21 protein-coding genes, 1 tRNA gene and 4 pseudogenes are annotated in these 22,988 nt (G+C 57.5%); 9 read left to right on the top strand and 17 right to left on the bottom strand.

All coding sequences use genetic code 11. The features are described 5' to 3' along the window. Positions 1–28 precede the first annotated feature (28 nt). From pgsA to AB4P96_RS20845, 3 genes and pseudogenes are all read left to right on the top strand, one after another. The gene (pgsA, locus tag AB4P96_RS20855) at positions 29–589 is read left to right on the top strand and encodes a CDP-diacylglycerol--glycerol-3-phosphate 3-phosphatidyltransferase (protein WP_099547687.1); all 561 of its coding nucleotides are present in this window, start codon (positions 29–31) and stop codon (positions 587–589) included. Between the two features lie 63 nt (positions 590–652). Beyond that, positions 653–728: transfer RNA gene (locus AB4P96_RS20850), tRNA-Gly, on the top strand. A gap of 167 nt (positions 729–895) precedes the next feature. Next, positions 896–1,129 (top strand): annotated as a pseudogene (locus AB4P96_RS20845) (phage integrase central domain-containing protein); the annotation flags it as partial. A 266-nt stretch (positions 1,130–1,395) separates the two neighbouring features. On the opposite strand, the gene AB4P96_RS20840 reads toward AB4P96_RS20845, so the two are convergent. Next, positions 1,396–1,791 (bottom strand): RidA family protein, encoded by a 396-nt coding sequence (locus AB4P96_RS20840; RefSeq protein WP_017139024.1) that lies wholly within the window; start codon positions 1,789–1,791, stop codon positions 1,396–1,398. A gap of 141 nt (positions 1,792–1,932) precedes the next feature. Here AB4P96_RS20840 and AB4P96_RS20835 point away from each other — a divergent pair, with 141 nt between their 5' ends. Beyond that, the gene (locus AB4P96_RS20835; RefSeq protein WP_186617380.1) at positions 1,933–2,847 is read left to right on the top strand and encodes a LysR family transcriptional regulator; all 915 of its coding nucleotides are present in this window, start codon (positions 1,933–1,935) and stop codon (positions 2,845–2,847) included. 30 nt (positions 2,848–2,877) lie between these two features. Here AB4P96_RS20835 and AB4P96_RS20830 read toward each other — a convergent pair whose 3' ends face one another. From AB4P96_RS20830 to AB4P96_RS20760, 15 genes are all read right to left on the bottom strand, one after another. Further along, complete coding sequence (locus tag AB4P96_RS20830; protein ID WP_017139026.1) at positions 2,878–3,315, bottom strand: hypothetical protein; 438 nt, start codon at positions 3,313–3,315, stop codon at positions 2,878–2,880. Next, positions 3,296–4,063, bottom strand: coding sequence for an SDR family oxidoreductase (locus tag AB4P96_RS20825; protein ID WP_099547690.1), 768 nt, complete (start codon positions 4,061–4,063; stop codon positions 3,296–3,298). Before AB4P96_RS20825 ends, AB4P96_RS20830 begins: the two co-directional genes overlap by 20 nt. 8 nt (positions 4,064–4,071) lie before the next feature. Further along, complete coding sequence (locus tag AB4P96_RS20820) at positions 4,072–4,842, bottom strand: SDR family NAD(P)-dependent oxidoreductase (RefSeq protein WP_017139028.1); 771 nt, start codon at positions 4,840–4,842, stop codon at positions 4,072–4,074. A 1-nt stretch (position 4,843) separates the two neighbouring features. After that, entirely contained in the window at positions 4,844–5,992 is a 1,149-nt protein-coding gene (locus tag AB4P96_RS20815; protein WP_017139029.1) for a hypothetical protein, read from the bottom strand. Positions 5,993–6,005: 13 nt separating this feature from the next. Continuing rightward, positions 6,006–7,211, bottom strand: coding sequence for an AfsA-related hotdog domain-containing protein (locus AB4P96_RS20810; protein ID WP_395600023.1), 1,206 nt, complete (start codon positions 7,209–7,211; stop codon positions 6,006–6,008). After that, the gene (locus AB4P96_RS20805) at positions 7,208–7,738 is read right to left on the bottom strand and encodes a DUF2867 domain-containing protein (protein ID WP_099547692.1); all 531 of its coding nucleotides are present in this window, start codon (positions 7,736–7,738) and stop codon (positions 7,208–7,210) included. Before AB4P96_RS20805 ends, AB4P96_RS20810 begins: the two co-directional genes overlap by 4 nt. Before the next feature lie 13 nt (positions 7,739–7,751). Further along, positions 7,752–8,345 carry an NAD(P)H-dependent oxidoreductase gene (locus AB4P96_RS20800; protein WP_017139032.1) on the bottom strand — a complete coding sequence of 198 codons (594 nt, stop codon included), beginning with the start codon at positions 8,343–8,345 and terminating at the stop codon, positions 7,752–7,754. A gap of 139 nt (positions 8,346–8,484) precedes the next feature. After that, positions 8,485–9,060: an acyl-homoserine-lactone synthase gene (locus tag AB4P96_RS20795; RefSeq protein ID WP_017139033.1), complete on the bottom strand. Its 576-nt coding sequence runs from the start codon at positions 9,058–9,060 to the stop codon at positions 8,485–8,487. 159 nt (positions 9,061–9,219) lie between these two features. After that, positions 9,220–9,936 (bottom strand): autoinducer binding domain-containing protein, encoded by a 717-nt coding sequence (locus AB4P96_RS20790; protein WP_017139034.1) that lies wholly within the window; start codon positions 9,934–9,936, stop codon positions 9,220–9,222. Between the two features lie 194 nt (positions 9,937–10,130). Next, positions 10,131–11,123 (bottom strand): LacI family DNA-binding transcriptional regulator, encoded by a 993-nt coding sequence (locus AB4P96_RS20785; RefSeq protein WP_099547693.1) that lies wholly within the window; start codon positions 11,121–11,123, stop codon positions 10,131–10,133. Between the two features lie 82 nt (positions 11,124–11,205). Continuing rightward, positions 11,206–12,675 carry a sucrose-6-phosphate hydrolase gene (locus AB4P96_RS20780; RefSeq protein ID WP_080593801.1) on the bottom strand — a complete coding sequence of 490 codons (1,470 nt, stop codon included), beginning with the start codon at positions 12,673–12,675 and terminating at the stop codon, positions 11,206–11,208. 29 nt (positions 12,676–12,704) lie between these two features. Continuing rightward, a complete protein-coding gene (locus tag AB4P96_RS20775) occupies positions 12,705–13,850 on the bottom strand; it encodes a sn-glycerol-3-phosphate ABC transporter ATP-binding protein UgpC (protein ID WP_017139037.1) in 1,146 nt (381 codons plus the stop codon). A 27-nt stretch (positions 13,851–13,877) separates the two neighbouring features. Continuing rightward, entirely contained in the window at positions 13,878–14,720 is an 843-nt protein-coding gene (locus tag AB4P96_RS20770; RefSeq protein WP_236460883.1) for a carbohydrate ABC transporter permease, read from the bottom strand. Continuing rightward, positions 14,717–15,679, bottom strand: a complete 963-nt coding sequence (locus AB4P96_RS20765) for a carbohydrate ABC transporter permease (RefSeq protein ID WP_099547696.1) — start codon at positions 15,677–15,679, stop codon at positions 14,717–14,719. Before AB4P96_RS20765 ends, AB4P96_RS20770 begins: the two co-directional genes overlap by 4 nt. Positions 15,680–15,700: 21 nt before the next feature. Next, positions 15,701–16,975 carry an ABC transporter substrate-binding protein gene (locus AB4P96_RS20760; RefSeq protein ID WP_026013843.1) on the bottom strand — a complete coding sequence of 425 codons (1,275 nt, stop codon included), beginning with the start codon at positions 16,973–16,975 and terminating at the stop codon, positions 15,701–15,703. Positions 16,976–17,139: 164 nt separating this feature from the next. Here AB4P96_RS20760 and AB4P96_RS20755 point away from each other — a divergent pair, with 164 nt between their 5' ends. Both AB4P96_RS20755 and AB4P96_RS20750 read left to right on the top strand, forming a co-directional pair. Next, entirely contained in the window at positions 17,140–18,705 is a 1,566-nt protein-coding gene (locus tag AB4P96_RS20755) for a carbohydrate porin (RefSeq protein WP_017139041.1), read from the top strand. Positions 18,706–18,727: 22 nt separating this feature from the next. Beyond that, positions 18,728–18,941, top strand: a pseudogene (locus tag AB4P96_RS20750) (helix-turn-helix domain-containing protein); the annotation flags it as partial. 389 nt (positions 18,942–19,330) lie between these two features. On the opposite strand, the pseudogene fabI reads toward AB4P96_RS20750, so the two are convergent. Further along, positions 19,331–19,693: pseudogene (fabI, locus tag AB4P96_RS20745) on the bottom strand (enoyl-ACP reductase FabI); the annotation flags it as partial. Between the two features lie 52 nt (positions 19,694–19,745). Here fabI and tnpC point away from each other — a divergent pair. From tnpC to AB4P96_RS20730, 3 genes and pseudogenes are all read left to right on the top strand, one after another. Next, positions 19,746–20,869: pseudogene (tnpC, locus tag AB4P96_RS20740) on the top strand (IS66 family transposase). Between the two features lie 69 nt (positions 20,870–20,938). Beyond that, on the top strand, positions 20,939–21,346 hold the full coding sequence (locus AB4P96_RS20735) for a DUF3224 domain-containing protein (RefSeq protein WP_017139043.1): 408 nt from the start codon (positions 20,939–20,941) through the stop codon (positions 21,344–21,346). 268 nt (positions 21,347–21,614) lie between these two features. Then, positions 21,615–22,877 (top strand): serine hydrolase, encoded by a 1,263-nt coding sequence (locus tag AB4P96_RS20730; protein WP_169987122.1) that lies wholly within the window; start codon positions 21,615–21,617, stop codon positions 22,875–22,877. Positions 22,878–22,988 lie beyond the last annotated feature (111 nt).

Here is a 22,988-nt window from a genome sequence, read left to right as displayed (position 1 = left end):
CCTTCTCACCTCGTAGCCAGTTGTGCCGATGAATATCCCTAATCTGATCACCGTTCTACGCGTCCTGCTTATCCCGATTTTCATTTTGTTGTTCTATTTGCCCTACGAATGGAGCTACGCCGCCTCCAGTTCGGTGTTTGCCTTCGCTGCCGCAACCGACTGGCTCGACGGCTACCTGGCGCGCCGCCTGGAGCAGAGCACGCCATTCGGCGCGTTCCTTGACCCTGTGGCCGACAAACTCATGGTCGCCGTCGCCCTGGTCCTGCTGGTGCAGGAACATGGCAACCTGTGGCTGACCCTGCCGGCCGCCGTGATCATCGGCCGCGAGATCGTTGTCTCGGCCCTGCGCGAGTGGATGGCCGAAATCGGCGCCCGCGCCCACGTGGCCGTCTCCAACATGGGCAAATGGAAAACCGCCGCGCAAATGCTTGCGCTGGTGATTTTGCTGGCCAACCCATCGGACTTCTCGATTTGGGTTCTTATCGGTTACGCCTTGCTGCTCATCGCCGCCGGCCTGACCCTGTGGTCCATGCTTCAGTATTTGCGCGCCGCCTGGCCGCATCTGCGTACCACCGTTGAAAAGAAATAAAACTTTTTTGAATCAAGGGGTTGACGGGGGTTCTGGATTCTATAGAATGCACACCACCAAGACGCGGGAATAGCTCAGTTGGTAGAGCACGACCTTGCCAAGGTCGGGGTCGCGAGTTCGAGTCTCGTTTCCCGCTCCAAAATTTGATCCACAGATGTCCACTGGACGCTGGGATCCACGAAATAGACGCTTAGGCGTCTTTTTTCGTTTCTGCGGAAAACTACTGGAATCCAGGGCAATCCGGTACGTTTAAGTATCGTTTTAAGTACTGTCTAACCGACAGACTCGAATTCGTATTGTTGCTGGATCCCCTCAGGTCGCCAAACCACCCTCTCGCAAATCCTCAGGGTCTTCAAAAAAGACATTTTGCCGACCCTCGCTGAACGTCCTATCAAAAGCATCACCCGCCATGACCTGCTGGCCATTCTCAATACCATCGAACAACGCAAAGCCTTCATCATGGCTGAAAAATGCCGAACCTGGTTCAACCAGCTGTTTCACTATGCCCTGGTAAAGGTCGAAGGTATGGAACTCAATCCCCGGTGACGAACACCCCTATCTACTGATGGAGCATTCTTCCTGATTTGGTTTGCGAGCTGCGTCGAGCTGTTGGCTTCCTAGAGACGATATGGTGCCTCAAAACCTAGACAAATACCCCCATGGCCGAATCGTTATAAACATGTGTTTTCACACAGCCTGGCCAGAAGCAGGCGATGACATCAGGCATAAACCGACCGGGAGCGGAGGGTCACTTCAGAAAAAACAAGAGGGTTCCCTTTGTCGGTCGGAGAAGGCCTGAGCTGAGTTTATGGGGATAGTTTGGCAATCACCTTGATCTCGAAGTCGAAGCCGGACAACCAGGTCACGCCGATAGCGGTCGCCGTCGGGTAGGGAGCTTCGCCCCAGTACTCGGCCGCTACTTCCCAGATTGTTTCGAATGTTGAGTCGGGGTCGACCATGAAGATGGTCGTGTCCACCACATCCTCGAAACTACTGCCGGCCTCGGCCAGGATCGCGTTGAGGTTGGCGAAGGCCAGGCGAACCTGTGCCGCGAGGTCTGGCTCGGCCGAGCCATCCTTGCGGCTGCCGACCTGACCGGATACGAACAGAAAACCGTTGGAGCGAATCGCCGGTGAGTAGCGGTGGAGCTCGTACAGTGCATGGCGGTCAGGCGGGAAAACGACATCACGTTTGCGGGTCATTGCATACCTCCTTCGGGGGCCATCGCGGCCCGCTGTTTACGATGGAGCCAGTGTAAAAAGACGAGCGACCTGAATAAACGCGCAACGCTGGTCATGACTGTTTGTAGAATCCAAACTATCCAGATCCGAGTGAGGCGTGAAATGGACCGTTTCGATGCAATGCAGGCCTTTGCCCGAGTGGTGGAAACCGGCAGCTTCACCAAGGCGGCAGCCACCCTGCACATGAGCAAGACCACCGTGACGCAGCTCGTTCAGCAACTGGAAGCGAGGCTGCGTGTGCGTTTGCTCAACCGCACCACACGCAAGGTCAACGTCACCGCCGACGGCGCGGCCTACTACGAGCGCGTCATCCGGCTACTGGTCGATATGGACGACGCCGAGACCAGCCTGTCCAGCGCGTCGATGACACCGCGCGGGCGGCTGCGGGTGGATGTGCCCAGCCCGCTGGCGCGAATGCTGCTGATACCCGCCTTGCCGGGGTTCTTTGCACGCTACCCGGAAATCCAGCTGACCGTGGGCGCGAGCGATCGCATCGTTGATATCATTGGCGAAAACGTCGACTGCGTGTTGCGCGGCGGCGAGATCACCGATCAGTCCCTGGTGGCAAGGCATGTGGGCGATCTGAACATCGGCATGTATGCCGCGCCCGGCTATCTGCAGCGCTTCGGTATGCCGGCGCACCCTCGTGAGATGGAGGAGGGCAGGCACAGTACCGTTGGCTTCCTCTGGTTTCGTACCGGCAAATCCTTGCCCTACGCGATGCAGCGGGGTGAGGAACGCATTGAGGCCCAGGGTCGCCCGCAACTGACGGTCGACGACGGTAATGCGTACCTCGCCGCCGGCCTGGCTGGCCTGGGCATGCTTTGGCTACCGCAGTACATGGCCAAACCGCACCTGGTCAGCGGCGAGCTGCTGCCGCTGTTTGAGGACTGGCACATGGCGCCAATGCCGATGTATCTGGCATTCCCGCCGAATCGCCACGTCAGCGCCAAGGTGCGGGTATTTATCGACTGGGTAATAGAATTGATGGCCGAGCATGCGCCGGTGGTTAAGTGAAACAGGGCCCACAATGGGGGCCCGGCAGGATCAGGAAGAGCGGGCCCCTTGTTGGGTGGGTTTGGCGACGTTGCGCTCGAATAATCCGTGGGAAAACTCCAGTACCGCCAGCACCAGTTGAACGGCACCCAGCACCAGCAAGAACGGCGAAGCGCCACCGCTGACGGCCACTACCTGCAATACCACTACGATCACGCGTAGCAAGGCGCTGAGACGGGCGTGTTCGCGTGTGGGGGCTCGCCAACGCACAAAGCCCCACACGAGATAGGCCCACGCACCGATGTTGAGCAGGAACATGGCCGTGGGGTCGAGCGTCGAGAAGGGGCTGTCGAAGCCCAGTTGATGATCGAGCCATTGGATCAGTGAATAGGCCCAGATGGACACCACCGGCAAGGCGAATGGAGCCATTGCAAGGACGTCGTATGCAGCGCCGACGCGTACGATTTTCTCATGTGTGGATTGGGTCATTGCGAGTCTCCTCCTGGAGTGGCTGGTTCAACAAGTCACGAATTTCTTGGAACTCTCCCGATTTCAGTCCATTACGATGGCGCTCGGCCAAGACGTAGGCGATATGCCCAGCGCGGGACTCGGCGTCGACGATGTAGCCGGGAGTTGCCGCTCGTTGTCGCAGCGCGACAAGGTCGCTGAAACGCTCATCCGCCGCCATGATGGTTCGTGCCACCGTTGTTTGGACGTTGCAGAGCCCCAGAACGGCAAAGAAGGTGTGTGGGTTTTCCAATTGATAGATTTTTGCCAGGGCGTTCAACGCCGCCTTGGATACCGAATATGAGAGCATCCCTGCACGTTGGCGCAGTGCCGAAATCGATGATGAGAAGACCACGGTACTGGGGGGCTGCGTCGCACTCAGCATAATGTCCAGGACCATTTTCACGGCGCCCAGGTTGAGCGCCAAGACGCTATTGAACTCCTGCATCGAGGTCTGCGTGGCCAGTTGGGGCGCGCTGCCGAACCTTCCCGCATTCAGGTAGACGGTCTCTACCGGGGTAGGGGTGCGCGATAGCAACGCCTGCAAGATTGCCGGCGCGCGCTCGATATCGGTCAAATCGCACCGCAGGAAGTGGAAGCGCTCCTGTGGCGGGATATTGGCCGCAGGGCTTCGTGACACCGCGAGCACTTCGTCGCCTCTGGCCAGGTGATAGCGCGCCAAAGCGTTGCCGATACCGGTGCTTACACCGGTGATCAATATGCTAGCCATGATTGCCCCTAGAATTTGCCGATGTGATAGCCGCCATCGGCGCTGAGCACCGTGCCGGTGATGTAGCTGGATCTCTTGCTCAGCAAAAACACGATCGCATCGGCGATTTCCTCTGGCTGGGCAAAGCGCTTCATGGCCGTCACGTCAAGCTTGCGCTGGGTGTTTTCCGGGTGGGCAGCCAGCCGTTCCGGAGAGTTCATACCTCCCAGTGTCGGCCCGGGCGCTACGGCGTTGACGCGCACGGCAAAGCGGGATTCGCTGTCGCAGGCATTTTCCATGGCGGCGACCTGCGTCAAGGCATTGAGCGCTGTCTTGCTGGCGACATAGGCCGCCTGATTGGCCATGGGCATCACGCCAGCGCACGAGGACACGTTGACGATCGCTCCATTGGGGTACTGGCTGATCAATGCCAGTTCTTTTTGCAGGCAGTAAAGGGGGCCGTTCAGGTTGGTGTGGATGACCCTGTTCCAGTCCTGCGGTTGGATTGTTGCGATCGGCGCGTAGGGGGCGGTAATGCCTGCGTTGTTGATTGCGTAGTGCAACCGATCAACCTCGCCAGCCACCGTCGCGAATGCCTCGGCTACTGACGTTTGCGACGCCACATCGCAAAAGATGAACTGCGCCGAAGCACCCAGTATCTCCAGAGCGGCGTCAGCCTTTTGCTGGTTCCTGCTCATCAGGAACAGCCGTGCGCCTGCTTCGGCCAGTTGCTTTGCCACCGCCAGGCCGATGCCGCTTGCACCGCCGGTAATGACGATGTTCTTGTCTTTAAATTCCATGTTATTGATTCCCGTAATGGATGTGAGCAGGACGCTTGTAATGCTCATTTACACAGCAATACACCCGATCGAGTTGCGGATTGCTCTTGTCCCGAAAGCAGTTACCGTCAAACCGGCATTGCTGGACCTGATCCTCGTGGCCGGCGAGCGACTTGCTGATCAGGTCGTTATCGGCAAAAAGGGCCCGGCTCATGCCGATCAGGTCGCAGTGACCAAGCCGCAGTTGATCTTCTGCCTCCTGCAGGGAGCCAATGAAACCGGCATAGCCGACCGGGAGCGAGGTGAACGACTTGATCAGGCGTACCCCTTCGACGAACTGTCGCTGAATTGTCGGATGGGCAGTAAGCATGTAGCGGAAGGTTTCCTTGATGGTGATCGAGCACATGATTGCCGACGTCCCCGCGTCCGCCAGGGCTGCCACCACGTCCTCGAGCAGTTCCGGTTGCTGCCCTCTGGCGCCCAGACAATCATCGATGCCCAGGCGCACGGAAACCTCCAGGTCTCCAGCGGTAACCCTATGAATGCGGTCGATGACTTCCAGCAGGAACCGCGCTCGCTTGATGGGGCTTGCGCCATAGGCGTCACGGCGATGGTTGGTCCAGGGCGACAGAAAACTGCTCAGCAGATAGCCGTTGGATGCCTGAAGCTGGACCATCCTGGCACCGGCCTGCCTGGCACGCAGAGCCGCTTGGGCAAACTGATCGCAGACAGCGTCGATGTCCTCGACACTCATCTCTACCAATAGATCGGCGCCGCTGCTGGCGGATAACGCACTGCGGCTCGGGCAAAGCAGCGGTTGGCCGCTGATCTGCGTGCCGCCTTGGGCTCCGTAATGCTGAAGTTGCACCACCACTGGGCAGTCCCGCTGGCGACCGTACTCCACCAGCGGCACGAGCTTTTCCAGGTTGGCATCGCTGTGCAGGCACAGGCCACGCGCATGCAGACGCGTGGAGGGCGCTATGGAGGAGTTACCCAGCACCACCATGGCGCAGCCACCGTCGATCACATGTTTATAGAAGGTGAGCATTTCCTCGGACAGCGAACCGTCCGAGGTGGCCAGGTCGATGCCCATCGGGGCGAAATACAAGCGGTTTTTCAGCGAAACGCTCTGGCCGATCACCAGTGGGCGTTGTGATATCTCATAGCTCATGGGTGCACGATCCTCATGCCACGATTTGCTCGTGGGCGAGAGAGGCAGGTGAAGGGGCAGCGGCAGCGGCCCATTGCATCTGCCCGGCAAAGAAGCAGTGGCACTTGATCGTTTCACGCAGTTCGCTGGCCTGGTTCTTGGACAGCTTGCCGAACACCAGCACTCGCTGGTCGGACTCGCTGGTGGAGCAGCTCGAAGCAACTGGCAGACTGAGGAAACCACCCCCTTCGATGTAGAGCGATACGGTACTGACCGTGCTCCAATCGATGGCCCCGGCTTGATGAGTCACCAGCACTCCCAGTACCGAGAGCAGGCTCAGCCTGGCTTGCAACACGCTATCGGCGTGATGCACGAGGATGTTCTTGGGCAAGCGATCAGAAGGGGCAAACCAATGATCCTGAGGGTAGTTCAACGAGCGCATGCGTTTGAACAGCGGTAACTTGATCACTGCGCCTTGTAGCCAAAGACGCGACACCAGCCGACCGTTCTGATAGAAGTTCGCGCACTTGTCGATGGACTTGGGTTGTGATCGCTTGAGGCCCTGGGCCTGCTGCACCACGACTTCGACTTCATAGGCCGATTCGGTGTAGGCATTGAAGGAAATGCGCAAGTCTTCGATAGAAATGGAAACTGCGCCGCGTTGGTGTCCCAAGTAGTTGTAGACGTAGTGGTACATGGCTTGCCTGGCCACTTCGATCAACATCAGGCCTGGTACATGTTCGTGCTGCTTGTTGTAGAAGTAGTAATTCTTGGTGTCGTTGATCAACAGATAAGACCCCTGCCTGGCCTTATCCCACTGCGCGAGCGCTTCAAGGCATTCGATCATGCGTAATACCCCGTCGGCCGGTATTTCGGCATCACCGCCCTGAAAATGCTGGGCCAGGTAGCGTTGGGCCTGCTGGGGGATGAATTCAGCCGTGAGGATGAAGTGGTCGCCGCACTCGGTATAGAAGTCAGTCAGGCGGATCTCGAAGGTGGAGAGTGTGCTCGCCTGCTGCGCGCTGATGGTCAAGGGCAGATAGCGCAGCACATACTGGCCATCTTGCGCACGGTACAGGGCCTTGAACAGGGCCTGATCCTGCGCGTTGCCAGCCAGTATTTCGGCACCGATCGGAGTGCTGAGAAAACTGGGCAGAAGCAGCCTTGGTCGAGCGATCAGGACATCCTTGGATGTGTCTTTGTGCAACAGATGAGGGTCAATCGAGTCTGCGCTGTTCATGAGTTGCGATCTCCAAGTGAGCGAGTTGGGGAATGTAGGGGGAGGTGGGACAGTAAAAGCTTGATGATGAGCCCATGCACCGGCGCCACCGGCAGCATGTACAGGCGGCCGAACGTGTTGAAGGTCTTGACGGAGGTGGTGATATGCAGGCAACGCGGTTGCGCGAGTGTTGCATCGATCGAGACCATGACCGCCAGATGGGTATCGCGTGAGGTCAGTACCAGCTTCTGTGCGCTGATGGCCTCGATGGTGAAGAAATCGAGCTTTTCGCCGACCGTCGGGACGCACTGTGGTGTGACGCCCGAGAACCCGCCGATCCTCTCGACGTGAAAGTGCTGGGAGATGCTGTCGCGCAGCCTGAACGCGCCTTTGAGCCAGGCGGGCGTCGCGGCCGTCATTTGGCAGTACAGTTCGAATACCGTGGATTCGGTGTCGATGATCGCGCTGGCCGAATGCAGAAAATTCAGCTCATGGTGCGCGGCCACCAGGCTGGCGCACGGTGGGATCTGGTCATTTGGCGTCTTCATCCTTGATGACGCCTTATTGCAGCAGGGCGATTTGCGCCTGCTCGGCCTGCAACAGCATGTTTTCGTAGAGCTGGTCGGCGGATGCCTGGTCCTCAATGACCTGTTCGGCGACATTCCGAGCGGTGACGTCGATTGATTCGTCATCGATGAATACCGATTCGTAAATCCCGACAACAGGCAGGTAGATACCTTTGACATACGCCACCGTCTGCTGCAAAGGCCTGAGCAATTCATCCAGTGTGTAACGGTTGAACCCGCCAGCGCGGTAGCCTGTGGATGGTGCACCCACCGTGGTGATGATCATGAACTCCTTGTTCTTGAGCTTGTCGCCGCCGCGTGCGTAGGCATAGCCGGGGGTGAACACTTCATCGATCCACTGTTTCATGATTGCCGGGCAGGAATACCAATACAACGGAAACAACAACACGATGCGGTCATGGGCATCGAGCAACGCTTGCTCTGCATGAATATCGAACCCGGTGGGCGTGACCGCGCTGGCCAGGCTATGGACCTTGACGCCACGATGGCTGATCTTGCTCATGATCGCGGTATTGACGCGGGAAACCGAGAGATCAGGATGGCCAGAAATGACAATGACGTTTTTCATGTAGGGCGCGTGTCCTTTATAGAGTCGGTTGGAATGCCGATGCAGCACTATTTAAGAGTAGGTGCCTGAGGTTGTAACCTAACCTTTTGGGGAGTCGGCTTGGCCAACTTGCCGGCAGCGGCAGGCCTTTCGTGGTGCTTCAGGCCACTGCTCGATCAACAAGGCTGGGCGGTACCCTGATCCAGTTGGCCATGATCTTATGCCCGTCGATTACGGTCAGCTTGCCCTCGCAATGCGCGTCGAAGCCCGCTTTGCGCAACAATCGGGCAATCCCCGGCGGAGAGACCGTGATCAATTGGCGAACCTCGTGGCGAGCCGCGACCTTGAGCACTTCGTGCAGTAGCGCCACGGCGTTCGGCGATGACAGTGAATGGCCAGTGAAGGTCTGTTGTTGCAGGTCGACGGCGGCAAAACGGGAGATTTCCCAGATGTCTGCGGAATGAGGGAGTGCCTGGCCGCCAATCACCTGGGGGAACACCTCTCCCAGCAGATAGGGCTTGTGCGTGGGCAGCAGCCGCGCTACGCCGACGATGCGCGGGCCTTGATGGGCGATCACGTATACCGTGTCGTCGCGGTCGAATTGATCCAGTTCCTCACCGATCGCACAATCCAGATGCCATCCAAGCTTCTCGACAAATACGCGATAGCGATAGAGCAACAGGGCCTGCCACAGTTCTATCGGTAATGTAAGGCGCGTACCCGTGGTCATATACATGAGGAACCCTCGGCAAATAATCGAGGGGCTATTCGGCAGAATAATCGAATGCTTAGGTACTGCTCTTTTGGGCAGGTGTGCCGCCAAGGTGCGAGTATCATTATTGTTGTTATCACTCAGCGACCTTAACGCATCAGAGGTGCGGAACTGAGTTGTGTGTCAGACGAGCAAGCCCAGTGAAGTGGCGCGCACTACGGTAGCGGTACAGTTATGGACGCCCAGTTTCGAGCCTGCATTGCGCAGGTGAAACTTGATGGTTTCCCGCGATAGCGAGAGGATCAAACCGATCTCGTGGGCGGTCTTGCCGTCGGCTGCCCACTTAAGGACTTCACATTCGCGCCGCGACAGCGATTTTTCCTGTGGTAATTGCCAGTGCGGTGTCAGCACGCGCAAGAAACCCTGATGGGCGACCTGCACCAAAAAACGCATGTATTTTTGATTGGCGGCAAGCTCTTGGGTAGTAATAGGGTCATTGGGGCGCGCCAGTGTCAGCATGCCGCCGCTGCCGCGGCCGTCCAGACAGGATTGCGCCCAACCGTGGGCTAGTCCGACGGCGCGGGCTTCCTCCCACATCTGCGGGTTTTGCTGGGTCATTTGCTCGTCCCAGACAATCGGTACCGTCGATTTCGTGCAGTGTTGTACCGTCGGGTCCACGGCGATGTATTCGCATTGGGTATAGCGTTGTCGCCACGAAGGCAGAAAGTTGTTGCTCATCACGACCTTGGGGCGGGTGACGGGTATAGGTATTCGGATCCCATAGGCGCAATAGTCAAACCCTAGATGTTTTGCAGTGCTTACGATCCGGGTCAACAATTCAACTTCGGTTCGGGCATTGTCGATCGTGTCTAGCAAATCATCCATCCACTTCACTGTCATTCTCCTTGAATTGACCTTGTTACGTTCTATCTGCGCCGAAAATCACTTTCGGAGGCACTGATGACGCAGGGCAGTGTTGTCATGGCTGGGTTGACTGATCGGCCACAACCACGCCGAGCCAGCAATGCCTGCCCCTGTCGTGCTACCGGTAGCTGGATAACTGAGGGCGGCTTTCGCCGAATTAACTAAATCCTTTACAGCGATGTCCTGGCAACCAATGGGCAATCAACTGGCTGGGCTCCGGATACGTCGAGGGCTTCGATCAGGTGCCGGGCGGCCCTGCGCCCGATCTCGTAGTACGGCAGTTGTACCGTTGTCAGCGGTGGGATGAACAGTTCAGCGATACCGATCATGTTGTCGTAGCCGAGTACTGCGACATCGTCTGGAATTTTCAGGCCACGGCCCAACAACAACTGATAGGCACAAAAGGCAATGCGGTCGTTGCCACAGATCAGAATGTCGAATTGGGGACGACCGTCCATGATGTGCCTGTCGAGGATGGCTGCGGTTTCACCATAGGCGTCATGATCAGAAAGGTCGTATTGCAGGAGCGCGTCAGGCGCCAGGCCGAATGCCTGACAGGCGCGCTGCATGCCTTTTTGTCGCAGGTGCCAGGCCAGGCTCTTTTTGGGCAAATTGATACACAGAGGGCGCCTATAGCCCTGGCTCAGGGCGTGGTGTACCGCCCGATACTGTCCCATTTCGTCGTCTGGCACATAACTGACCAGGTGACTGTCATCCGCCAGGCAATTGGCGAGTACCAGGGGTTTACTTTTCAATCGCTCAGGAATGCACACCTGGCGTAACCCCATGGCACTGAAGATCAGCCCGTCGGGACGGTGCGATAGCATCAGGTCGATATTCTGGTCGGTGGGCGGGTTGCTTAGCAGGTTGAGGATAAAGACATTCCAGCCAGCTTGCTGTGCGGTCTGTTCGATGGACAGCAGTAACTCGACAGCAAACGGTGTTGTAGCAGTGTCCAGTGCGAACACACCGATGGTTCGACTCTGGAGGTTGTCGCCACGAATCTTTCGCGCCGACATGCTCGGCACGAATTGTAATTCGTCAATGGCACGACGCACCCGTTGATAGGTTTCGGGGCTCAGTTTTTCCGGATTGCTGAGCGCTCGGGAAACCGTCATCAGGGACACGCCGGCCAGCCGTGCAACGTCTTTCACTGAAGTCATGCGAAGAGAAACCGGTCAGATTGACGACGAATCATGACACATGACACATGGTTTGCGCTTCTCGCGACTCCAATGACGCTGCTCATAACCATCCCGAGGCGAGAGACCATGCCCTGGAAATCGAGACACGTCCGCCACTCCCGCTTGCAACAAGCTTCACACCCAAACTACCGGGCTGTGGGTATAGGCGACTGCTGAGGCTGAAACGCCCGTTTTCGTCGAACACCTCAATGGACGAGCGATCGAGGAACACCCGCAGTGCCAGCAAGCCTTGTGTCGGGTCTATCGCCACGCTGCGCTGACCGGTGACTTGCGCACCTGAGCGGCTGCGGTCAAGGACCAGGCGCTGCAACACCGCATCGTAGTAGAGCAGGGTCTGTTCATGGCCATCGTCGCTACAGCGCAAGGCGATCCCCAAGTGCCCATCGGTGCAGTCGAGCACATCCAGGTGCACATGGATTTCCAGCCTATCGCCATTCACGTGCGGCACGTCCCGGGTTCCCTGCTCATCCCACCAGGGCGTACTCGGCAACGCTGCCTGGCGCAGAGCGGTGAGCTCCCGTGCCGGAAACATGCAAAGGCGATCTGCGCTGAGTTCAAGCTCGCGTGGCAAACCGAGCATGCCGCACCAATGATGGGCCTGGCTTGGCATCGGGCTTTCCCACATGTCGAGCCACGCCCACACGAGGCGCCGACCATCGGGGGCCAATAGCGTTTGTGCGGCATAGAAGTCGTGGCCATTATCCAGCTCGATAAACGGCCCGCCAGTGAAGTGCCACTCGTTGTCGAGTCGGCCCACGCGGTAACCCGTCTGGTACTTGTTGAGCCGTTCGTAACCTTCGGACTGCATTCCTTGAGGGGAGTACAGCAGTACATCGTGTCCGTTCAGCCGAAACAGGTCCGGGCATTCCCACATATAGCCATCACCCTCGCTGCCGCTTGCCACATAGTCGAGAAACTCCCAGGCGTGCAGATCGGTGGAACGGTACAACGGCAGCAGCGGCGTATCGCCCAGGCGTGCGCCGACAATGAGGTACCAGCAGCCATTTTCCTTCCATACCTTGGGGTCACGAAAGTGCATGATGGTGTCTTGCGGTGGGGTCTCGATGACGGCGCCATGCTTGACGAACTGGATGCCGTCAGTGCTGGTGGCCAGGCACTGAACTTGACGGATCAAGCGTTCATCCCCCACTTCTCCCAGCCAGGTGTGGCCGGTGTAGATCAGGGCCAAGGTCTCTCCACACACCACGGCACTACCGGAAAAACAACCGTCACGGTCGAAGTCTTCGCCAGGTGCCAGCGCGATGGGCAGGTGCTGCCAATGAACCAGGTCGGCACTCTTGGCGTGCCCCCAATACATAGGGCCCCATTTGGCTTCGAAGGGGTAATGTTGATAGAACACGTGGTATTCGCCACGAAAGTACACGACCCCGTTAGGGTCGTTCATCCAGCCTGCCGGGGGGGCGATATGATAATCGGGTCGATAATCCTGGATGACGCGAGACAGGCCATCAGTCAGTGCACGCTGCGCAAGGTCGAGGCAGGAAGACATTGGATCGCTGATGTTATTTGACGGCATGGTCATAGGGCCTGTACTCGGACTGCGTGCAGGGAGACATCACTGCGCGGGTTTTCAACAGTGTGGGGGGGGCGCTTCAAGGCAGTGCCGTCCTCGCCGAACAGGTGCAGGTTGTCGATGTCCAGCTGCAGCTCGACCCGATCGCCAGCCTGCCAGCCGGCGCTGACCTCACAACGACAGATCAGTGGCTCGTCCTGACCTGTTTCGAGGTGCACATACGTTTCGCTGCCAAGGTATTCGACCCCGGTCACGACGATTCCGGCGTCTGCCTCTGCCGCTTTGAGCGAAATGTGCTCGGGGCGAACCCCCAGGGTCAGCAGCGTACCCGCCGCCAGGTCGGCGCTCTCGAAGGGCAGGGTGGTCATGCCCAACACGGGGGCGTCGACCAGGCTGGTGGCTCCCGGGGCCTGCAGGCGTGCCGCCAGAAAATTCATTTTGGGCGAGCCGAGGAAACCGGCGACAAAGCGGCTTGCTGGACGCTCATAGAGTTCACGCGGTGAGCCGACCTGCTCTACGCGACCGCCGTTGAGCACAACAATTTTATCCGCCAGGGTCATCGCTTCCACCTGATCGTGGGTGACGTAGACCATTGTCGAGCCAAGTCGATCATGCAGCCGGGCGATTTCGTTGCGCATCTGCACCCGCAAGGATGCATCCAGATTGGAGAGCGGCTCATCGAACAACAAAATGTCCGGTTCGCGCGCCATGGCCCTACCCATCGCCACACGCTGACGCTGCCCGCCAGACAGTTCCTTTGGCTTGCGTTGCAGCAGTTTGTCCAACTGCAGGATTTGCGCAGTTTTCAGCACGCGCTCGCGCAGACTGGTCTTTTCAGTCTTGGCCAGTTTGAGACCAAAGCTGATGTTGTCGTAGACGCTCATATGCGGGTACAGCGCATAAGACTGAAACACCATGCCGACGCCACGCTCGCGCGGTTCCAGGTCGTTGACCCTTCGCCCGTCGATCAACAAGTCGCCGCCGCAGATGGAATCCAGCCCGGCGATCAGTCGCAGCAGGGTCGACTTTCCGCAACCCGAAGGGCCAACGAAGACCACGAATTCACCCGCAGCAATCTCCAGGCTGACGTCGCGAAGAATCCGTGCGCCGCCCAATTGTTTGTTCACATTATCTAGCTTCAATTTGATCACGATGCTGTTCCTTGTAGTTGTTGGGCATCAACCCTTTAGCGCGCCGGCAGTGAGGCCGGAAACGATTCGACGCTGGAAGATCAGCACCAGGACCACCAGTGGGACGGTGACCAGTACCGATGCGGCCATCAACAGCCCCCAAGGCAGCTCATGGGGGCTCCCGCCGGAAATCAAGGCGATGGCAACAGGCACCGTGCGTTGTGAGTCTGTAAGGGTGAAGGTCAAGGCGAACAGGAACTCGTTCCACGCGGCGATAAAGGCCAACAAACCGGTGGTGACCAGTGCGGGCCATAGCAGTGGCAACAGCACCCGGGTAAGCGTGACCCAGGGCGAAGCGCCATCCATGATTGCCGCTTCTTCCAGTTCATGAGGGAGTTGACCCATGAACGTGGTCAGCACCCAGACGGTGAAGGGCAGGGTGAAAATGGTGTAGCTCAGGATCAACGCCCAAGACGTGTTGTACAGGCCCAGAGCGCGGATCACTTCGAACAGCCCCGACAGTACCGCGACCTGGGGAAACATCGACACGCCCAGCACCATCATCAATACCGTGCCACGCCCACGGAATTTCACTCTTCCCAAGGCATAGGCGGCAGTCACACTGAGGAACAGCGCCAGCGTCACCACGCAAAGCGCGACCGTCAGCGAGTTACCGATAGCCCGCAGGAATGAGGCTTGGTGGAGTACCGTCGCATAGTTGGAAAAGTCGGGACTGTCGACCCAGTAACTGACCTCGAACAAAGCGCTGGACGGCTTTAGTGACGTCACGATGGCGTAATAGAAAGGGAAGACCGCATACAGCAACAAAATCCCGATCAGGCACCAGAACCCGAAGCGCAACAGCGCTTTTTTGAGTAAGCGCAGGCTCATGCTCGAACCTCCATTTGACGGCGTCCGAGGTAGAGGTAAAGCATGGCGATTACCGCAACGACCAGAAACAGCAGAGTCGAGGCCGCGCTGCCATAGCCAACATCCTGGAACTCCACCAAGTGTTGGCGGGCATAGACCGACATGCTCATGGTGCTGGAAGAGTTTGAGGTCAGCACATAGATGACGTCGAATACCCGCAGGGAATCGAGGATGCGGAAGATCGCGGCCACCAACAAGGCTGGCATCAACAGTGGAAGCGTAACGCGCCAGAACACTTTCAGCGGATGAATACCATCGACCTTGGCGGCTTCGTAACAATCGCTCGGCAACATCTGCAAGGCAGCCAGCATCAGTAGCGTGACAAAAGGCACCGTCTTCCAGACGTCGACGATGATGACCGCCCACATCGACAGATCCGCATCTGCTGTCCAGGCCAGGGGAGCATCAATCAGGCCGACGCTCAGCATCATGTGATTGATGATGCCGAACTGGTCGTTGAGCATCCATGACCAGATCTTCGCCGAGACAATGGTAGGAATTGCCCACGGAATCAGAATCAGCGCGCGCACCAGGGAGCGGCCGGTGAACTTGGTGTTCAGCAGCAACGCCACCAGCAGCCCCAGGACGACTTCCAGTCCCACCGACACCACGGTGAAATGCAACGTGTTGCGCACGGCGTTCCACCATTGTGGATCAACCAGGATGCCCGACCAGTTGGCGCCGTCGCGGGACAGATAATTGCTCAAGCCCACGAAGGATCCGCCACCGGTGTCCGCCAGGTCGGCGTCGGTCAGGCTGAACCAGAATGTCCGTAGCAGCGGCCAGGCGGCCACCAGGGCCAGACACAGCAACATCGGTGTCAGAAACAGCCAGGCAGCGCGTATTCGGCGACGCTCTATGGGGGTTTCCCTGATGAGCAGGCGCTCATCAGGGCAGGCATGGGTAATAGAGGCAGGCATGGTGATTTTCTTCCTTGTGGCTTACCAGTTCTTGCGTTTGATGCGCGTGAGTTCGCTTTCCAGTTCGGCCAGTGCCTGATCGACAGGCAACTCGCCTGCCAGCACGCCATGCACTCGATCGAAGAACGCATTGGAGACCCGTGGGTAACGCTCGGCGGTGATTGAGGCGGGGCGCATGACCCCGTCGCTGAGAATGCTGTGGAGCTGACTGTAATAAGGCATTGACGCGAGCAATTCGGGGTCCTGATACAGCGACTCGATAACCGGGTTATAGGCGCCGATCAGGGCACGGTGTTTTTGCTCTTGAGCACTGGTGAGGTAGCTCACCAACTCTGCCGCGAGTTTGGGATGAGCGCTGTAACGGGATACCGCCAGGCCCCAGCCGCCGAGCGTGGACGCATGGCTACCGGTCATGCCGCCTCGGGGCAGGGGAGCAACCCCAACCTTGTCCTTGACGACACTGTCCTGGCTTTGCACCAGGGCCCAGACATAAGGCCAGTTACGCATGAACAACGCATTTCCCGACTGGAATACGCCACGTCCTTCTTCCTCGGTGTAGTTGAGTACGCCGCGTGGGGAGATGTCGCCTACCCAGCTTTTCGCCAGGGCCAAAGCAGTTCTTGAGGCCTGACTGTTGACCACGATCTCTCCGCGTGGATTGACCAGCCCGCCTTCCGGTTGGCTGCTGATCCACTCCAGCGCATTACACGTCAGCCCCTCGTAAGCGCGTCCCTGGAAGATATAACCCCACGCATTGGCGTTCCCGGCGTTGCGTTCAGCCTGTTGAACCTCCCTGGCGGTAGTGGTCATTTCCTCCCAGGTCTGGGGAACCTGCTTGTTGTACTTCTCGAGCAAGTCCTTGCGGTAATACAGCAGGCCCGAGTCGGTGAACCACGGCATCGTTACTAGCCGTCCATTCACAGTCGCGTTATCCACCTGTGCCTGGAAGTAGCCTTGCGTCGCATCGGCGGGCAGCACGTCGCGCAAATCCAACAGATGTTTGGCCAGCATCCCGGGCCACACCATATCGATTTGAATGATGTCGATGTCAGTGGACTGCGCGCTGAGAATTTGTTGGTAGAACGACAACCTCTCGGTCGCCGAGTTAGGCGTGGAAACCACTTGGACGTTGTGGCCGGTCTGTTTGGACCATGCCTCGACTGCCTCTTTGCAGAGTTGCAGCTCCGCACCCACCGCGCCGCACGAGATCGTCAAATCGGCTGCGTTCGAGACGGATGGAAGTCCGACACAGAGGGTGAACAGTGCGGCAGGAAGAAGAGATTTCAGATGTTTCATTGATCACCCTTTATTTTTGTTTTTAGAGAAGTTAACGTTAACACGGCCAAATGTATCAGCGTATTTGCGATAAGACATCCTTTTTTCGCCAATTGGAACAACTCGCAACTCACGCAAAAAAGCCCGGTCGCGGGAGCAAACAATAAAAAAATAGGAAATCCACCATGCGGAAAGGATCAAACTGGCTACTTGCAGGTGTGCTCGGCACATCGGCGGCAACCTCTCAGGCCATGACTCTGGAAGAGCGCATGGCCGCGTTTGAAGCCCGTGCCAGCGCAGCAGAACAGCGTGCAGCCGCGGCTGAACAGCAGACCCAAGCACTTGCCAGGGAACTGCAGCAGATCAAACTCGCCACACCTCCCTTGCAGCCCGCCGCGTCTACAGCGAAAGTCATTGCGGAGCCTGCTTTGGACACCCGGGTGGCGAAACTCGAAGCCCGTCAGCAAAGCCTGGAGAAAGAGGGCAATACCGGACACCTCACGGATGGGTTCAGCTTCCACGGCTATGCCCGCTCTGGATTGCTGGTCGACGAAGGGCTTGGTGGTGGCCGTGGTGGCCCTTATACAACGCCGGCCGGCTCGGTCGGTGGCGCAGTCGGGCGACTCGGTAACGAGGACGACACCTACATGCGTATAGACCTGTCGAAAGAAATCTATGCGCAAAACGGTACCCGTTCCAAATTCACGGTCTCCATCGCCGACGGGGTGGAAAGCTCCAATGACTGGACGGCCGACGAGAGCAAACTGAACGTACGCCAGGTGTTCACCGCGCTCGACCATGTGGCGGCGTTCAAAGGGAATTCAGTGTTCGAGAACGCCACGCTGTGGGCAGGCAAGCGATTTGATAGAGATAATTTCGATATCCACTGGCTGGACTCTGACGTCGTCTACCTGGCCGGCACCGGCGGTGGCATTTACGATGTGCAGATGAACAAGAATTGGCGCTCCAATTACTCCTTGATTGGGCGTAGCTACGGGGATTTCAGTCAGGGCGGTATTAATGCCAATGTGGAAAGCTACATCCTGACCTCCAACCAGTTCTTCGAGGAGGGTCAATGGCAGTGGATGTACAACGCCATCGGCGCAAAGAAAAACGATTTCGGTACCCGCACCAATAAGGCAGGTTTGACGCCTGCGAATTCCGGCTTGCACACCATGTTGGCCAATCACCAGAAAAACTTTTTCGGCAGAGAAGGCTTCTTCAAAACCGCGCTGCTCTATGGGCAAGGCCTGGGGGCCGAGGTCAAGAACGTTGGCTCGGACGGTGAACTGATTGACGACGCCCGCGCTCTGCGTCTTGCACTTTACGGTGAGACGCCTATTGCGCCTGACTGGCGCATCGGGCCCAGTTTGCTGGCCGAACAGAGCAAGGACAGATACGTCAAGGGTGACGACTACCGCTGGCTAACCCTCAACGTGCGATTGGCTAACCAAATCAACAGCAACTTCGAGATGGCCTACGAAATGAGTTGGCAAACCATGAAGCTCGACCCCAAGGGCTATCTACAACGTAATGCGGTCGACGGTAACTTCTGGAAATTCACTGTCGCCCCGACATTCAAACTTGACGTTGGAGATCTTCTCACACGCCCCGAATTGCGAGTGTTCGCAAGCTTCATGAACTGGTCTTCGGATCTGGACAGATTCAGTACCACAGACTCCTTTGGCATGACGGACTTCCACGCTGGAGGCGTATGGCAATACGGCATACAGATGGAAACCTGGTTTTAATATTTGAACGCGTCCGGCCAACCGCCTTCAGCGCACCTGTCGGCTGTTGTCGCAAACAGAGATGTCGGCTGCAGACATCTGCTTTGAAGTTGGCTATGAAGACCTCTCTAACTTCAACAGACACTTTCGCATCGAAATGGAACAGACACCGAGCGAATATCGTCGCGGAACAGGCGATGACGTTATTCAATCGAAACGGTGCTCATCAATCCCTGCCTTTCACCAAAGCGCATTGAGTAAGTGATTACCGGTCGAAGCTGATCAGCCAGCAGTTGTCCCTACGACAGGAAAATGAGGAAATGACGATGATATTGCCTCGCGCAGTGGTATTTGGCGAAGCCCTGACTGAATCGCCCGGGGTTTCGTAGACACCTCTTTGCCTTACATTGGATTAATATCGAGGCGTGTGAGTTGCATGGGATTAATCATTAAGATGGGGGGCCGTAACATAACGCATTTACGTCCCCCGGTAACCGGGGCAAGTTGGATTTCTTGCCTATACGGTTAAGTTATTTCAGCAAATGAATGCTTCATGAGTCTCCAGGTGGCGGCCTATTGGCCGCCCCTGATCCAAAAGTGCAGAAGCATTGAGTCTTAATAACAAGCTTCCGCAACCTATGAAGCCTCAATCTTCAATGTTGCCCATCGCTGTGGTATTGAAGCCGCCATCGACATACAGTATTTCGCCGCTAATTCCGGACGCCAGCTCCGAACACAAGAATGCGCCAGCGTTGCCAACTTCTTCGATAGTAACGTTGCGGCGCAGTGGAGTCTGCGCCTCGTTAGCCGCGAGCATCTTGCGGAAGTTCTTGATACCTGATGCGGCCAGCGTGCGTATCGGGCCAGCCGAGACGGCATTGACGCGAGTGCCTTGCGGGCCTAGTGAGCCGGCAAGATAACGTACACTGGCTTCGAGAGAGGCTTTTGCCATGCCCATGACGTTATAGTTAGGCATGGTGCGTTCCGCGCCCAGGTAGGAAAGACAGAGTGCACAATGCAGTCCAGGCTGTCCCAATGAGCGCCCAAGGCTCGCGGCGCAGTTGCTGTCCCAGGTTGATTCTCTCGGGCAGCAGGTCGACCGGATGGGCAAGAAGAACGACCGCTACCAAACCATCATCGAGCAGCTCACCCACGAAATCGCCTGGTTCAAACGTAACAAGTTTGCCAAGCGCAGTGAGCAATTGAGCCCTGCCCAAGGCTGCCTGCTCGACACCGACATCGCGGTCATCGAAGCCGAGCTGAAGGCGCTGAATCCGCCGGCCGCGCCGGCCTGGCTATCGCCCGCTCGACACTGGCGCAGTGGGTCGGCCAAACTGGCGTGCAGTTCCAACCCTTGGTCGACGCACTGCGCGAAACAGTGCTTGCTCAAGGCGTGATCCACGCTGACGAAACGCCGGTGCAGATGCTCACGCCGGGCGAGAAGAAAATCCATCGCGCTTATGTCTGGGCCGACTGCACTACGCCTTTTTCGGCGCTCCAGGCAGTGGTGTACGACTTCAGCCCAAGCCGTGCGGGCGAACATGCACGCAACTTTCTTGGCCCGTGGAATGGCAAGCTGGTTTGCGATGATTTTGCCGGCTACAAAGCCAGCTTCCAACAAGGCATCACCGAAATCGGCTGCCAGGCCCACGCCCGCCGCAAGTTTTTCGATTTGCACGCGACGAATAAAAGCCAACTGGCTGAGCAGGCGCTGCACTCAATTGGCGGGTTGTACGAAATTGAACGGCAAGCGCGGGAAATGACCGACGAAAATCGCTGGCGAATACGCCAGGAAAAAGCGGCCCCCATTATCGACGCACTGCATACCTGGATGTTGGCCCAGCATGATCTTGTGCCCGAAGGGTCGGCTATCGCGAAAGCTCTGGATTACAGCCTCAAACGCTGGACGGCACTGACTCGATATCTCGAGGACGGGGCTGTGCCCATAGATAATAACGCGGTCGAAAATCAGATAAGGCCGTGGGCACTTGGACGCTCGAACTGGTTGTTCGCCGGGTCGCTACGCAGCGGTAAACGGGCAGCTGCGATCATGAGCTGGATTCAGTCCGCCCGCATGAATGGGCATGATCCTTATGCGTATCTGAAAGATGTGCTGACGCGCCTGCCGACGCAGCGAGCAAGTGAGATCGACCAACTGCTGCCAGAGCATTGGATCTCGGCCTGACGTTCTCAACGTGAGGGTGCTCTTGCATTAGAATGACCGCTCAACTCATATGGAACAGGATTGATCCGAATGGAAGCGCGAGCCACTTTTTCCTCCAAGAATTTCAAACCAACTGACCTGACTCTCACGCCCGAAATTACAACAGGCTTACCAGTGTCGATCAGCTCCATGGAAAAGTCCTATACAGGAGCTATCGATGGTATTTCTTCAACAGCCTTTACTGCGGCGTTCGACCAAGCGTCAAGAAGGGGCAGCTACATCGCGATGGAGAGTTTCAAGGGTACGGTGAATGGGGTAGAGGGTTCCTTTAACTTCATTCATTCCGCCTCCACTACCGGAATTGATCGTGCAGATGAGTTTTTCTGCATAGTTGGAGGCAGTGGTACGGACGGTTTGAAAGGGATATCAGGGTCAGGAGGGATCACAATTGACACCGATGGAACGCACCATATTTGGTTGAATTACCACCTCGAATAATTTAACAAACCGTAAGGGGCACCGCCCCTGACGCACCAGGGAGGTGTCCTGGCTAGGTGCTTACCGTGGCTTTGCCGGACGCTTACCTTTGATCGACGGTAACAATCCACGCAAAGGTAATGTGTGACCACACAGGCTGCAGTTGCCCCGGGCACTGCGTGTAAGGGGATATATTTTCATGGTAAAAAGTTTTATTGACTAAAATATTATATGGGGTAATTATTTCTCTGCATCTGCTTCATGCAGAGTCATCTTCAGGGTTACCCCGATGAGTCATAAAGCCCAATTCTCCCTCGCGACTTCTTATGTCGAGGCCAATGAGTCTTCATTGGCCACTCGCGTGGCGCCGCTGCTGATGCAGGGGTTTCCCGCCGCGCCGGAACACCGGGTAACGTGGAACAACTGGATGCGCACGCCCTTCAATCAGTGGGGGTTCCGTCATCTGGCGCGACTGCGCCCCAGCATTGATGTGTCGGCGGGGCCAGGGCCTGTCGGTCAGCTTCAGGAGGCCCCGCGCGCGCTGGATCAGCTGTGTTTCGACAGTGAGAGTGGGCTGGGCATCCGTGTGATCGAGCACCTTGTCGCCAGCCAGACGGACGCCTTTTTGGTGATGCAGGGTGACACGGTGTTGTACGAGCGCTACTTCAACGGTCAGCGCGCCTGTGACCGGCACATCATGTTCTCGGTCACCAAGTCGCTGATCGGTACCTTGGGTGAACAGTTGGTGACGAGCGGCGTGCTCAAGCCCGAGCGGCCGGCCGCTTACTACGTGCCTGAACTGGCGGGCAGCGCATTTGGCGATGCGACGGTGCGCCAATTGTTCGATATGGCGGTGGGCATCGACTACAGCGAAGTGTATGACGACCCCAATTCAGAAAGCTCGCAGTACGGCTATGCCTGCGGCTTTCAACCCGCACCGGCGCAGTACGCGCAGTTCGAATCGTTGTACCAGTACTTGCCATCCCTCAAGAAACGCGGCAGCCACGGGGGCTTTTTCCATTATGTGACGGCCACCACCGAAGCCTTGGCGTGGGTCATGGAACGTGCCTCGGGCAAGGCCTGCAGTCAGATGCTGGAGGAGGTCTGGGGGCGCCTGGGATGCGAGCGCGACGGCTATTTTTTGGCCGATCCCTGGGGCCGTAACGTGGCCGGGGCGGGCTTCAGCGCCACCTTGAGAGACATGGCGCGTTTCGGTCGCTTGCTGGCCAACAACGGTCGTCACGACGGTGTTGAGTTGTTGTCGCCCGAGACTGTGGCCCGTATCACCGCCGGTGCGGACCCGGCCATCTACACGCAAAATGTTGAGTTCTCCCGCTGGACGCCCGGTGCGTCCTATCGAAGCCAGTGGTACGTGTTCAACGACCACAGCCAGGCCCTGATGGCCGGGGGTATTCACGGCCAGTACCTGTTCATCGACAAGCCGTCCGGCGTAGTGATCGTCAAGCAGTCTTCGCTTACCGATGCGGTCAGCCCATTTGATACTGACAGCGTGCGCATGCTGCGCGCGATCGCCGCCCACCTGAGCCACTGACCCACGCCAAACAATAAGAGTTTTGCGTTCTATTCACCTGGCTTGCCCAGGTGTTGGCGGCGCCCTGCGTCGCCATTGACTGCCCTGTAACAACAATAATTCCACAGGAGC

Origin of the sequence: Pseudomonas sp. B19125 (assembly GCF_044218855.1) — a bacterium.
Classification (GTDB): domain Bacteria; phylum Pseudomonadota; class Gammaproteobacteria; order Pseudomonadales; family Pseudomonadaceae; genus Aquipseudomonas; species Aquipseudomonas edaphica.
The sequence above is the reverse complement of the archived record's forward strand: the minus strand, read 5'-3'. Positions and strand labels throughout refer to the sequence as shown.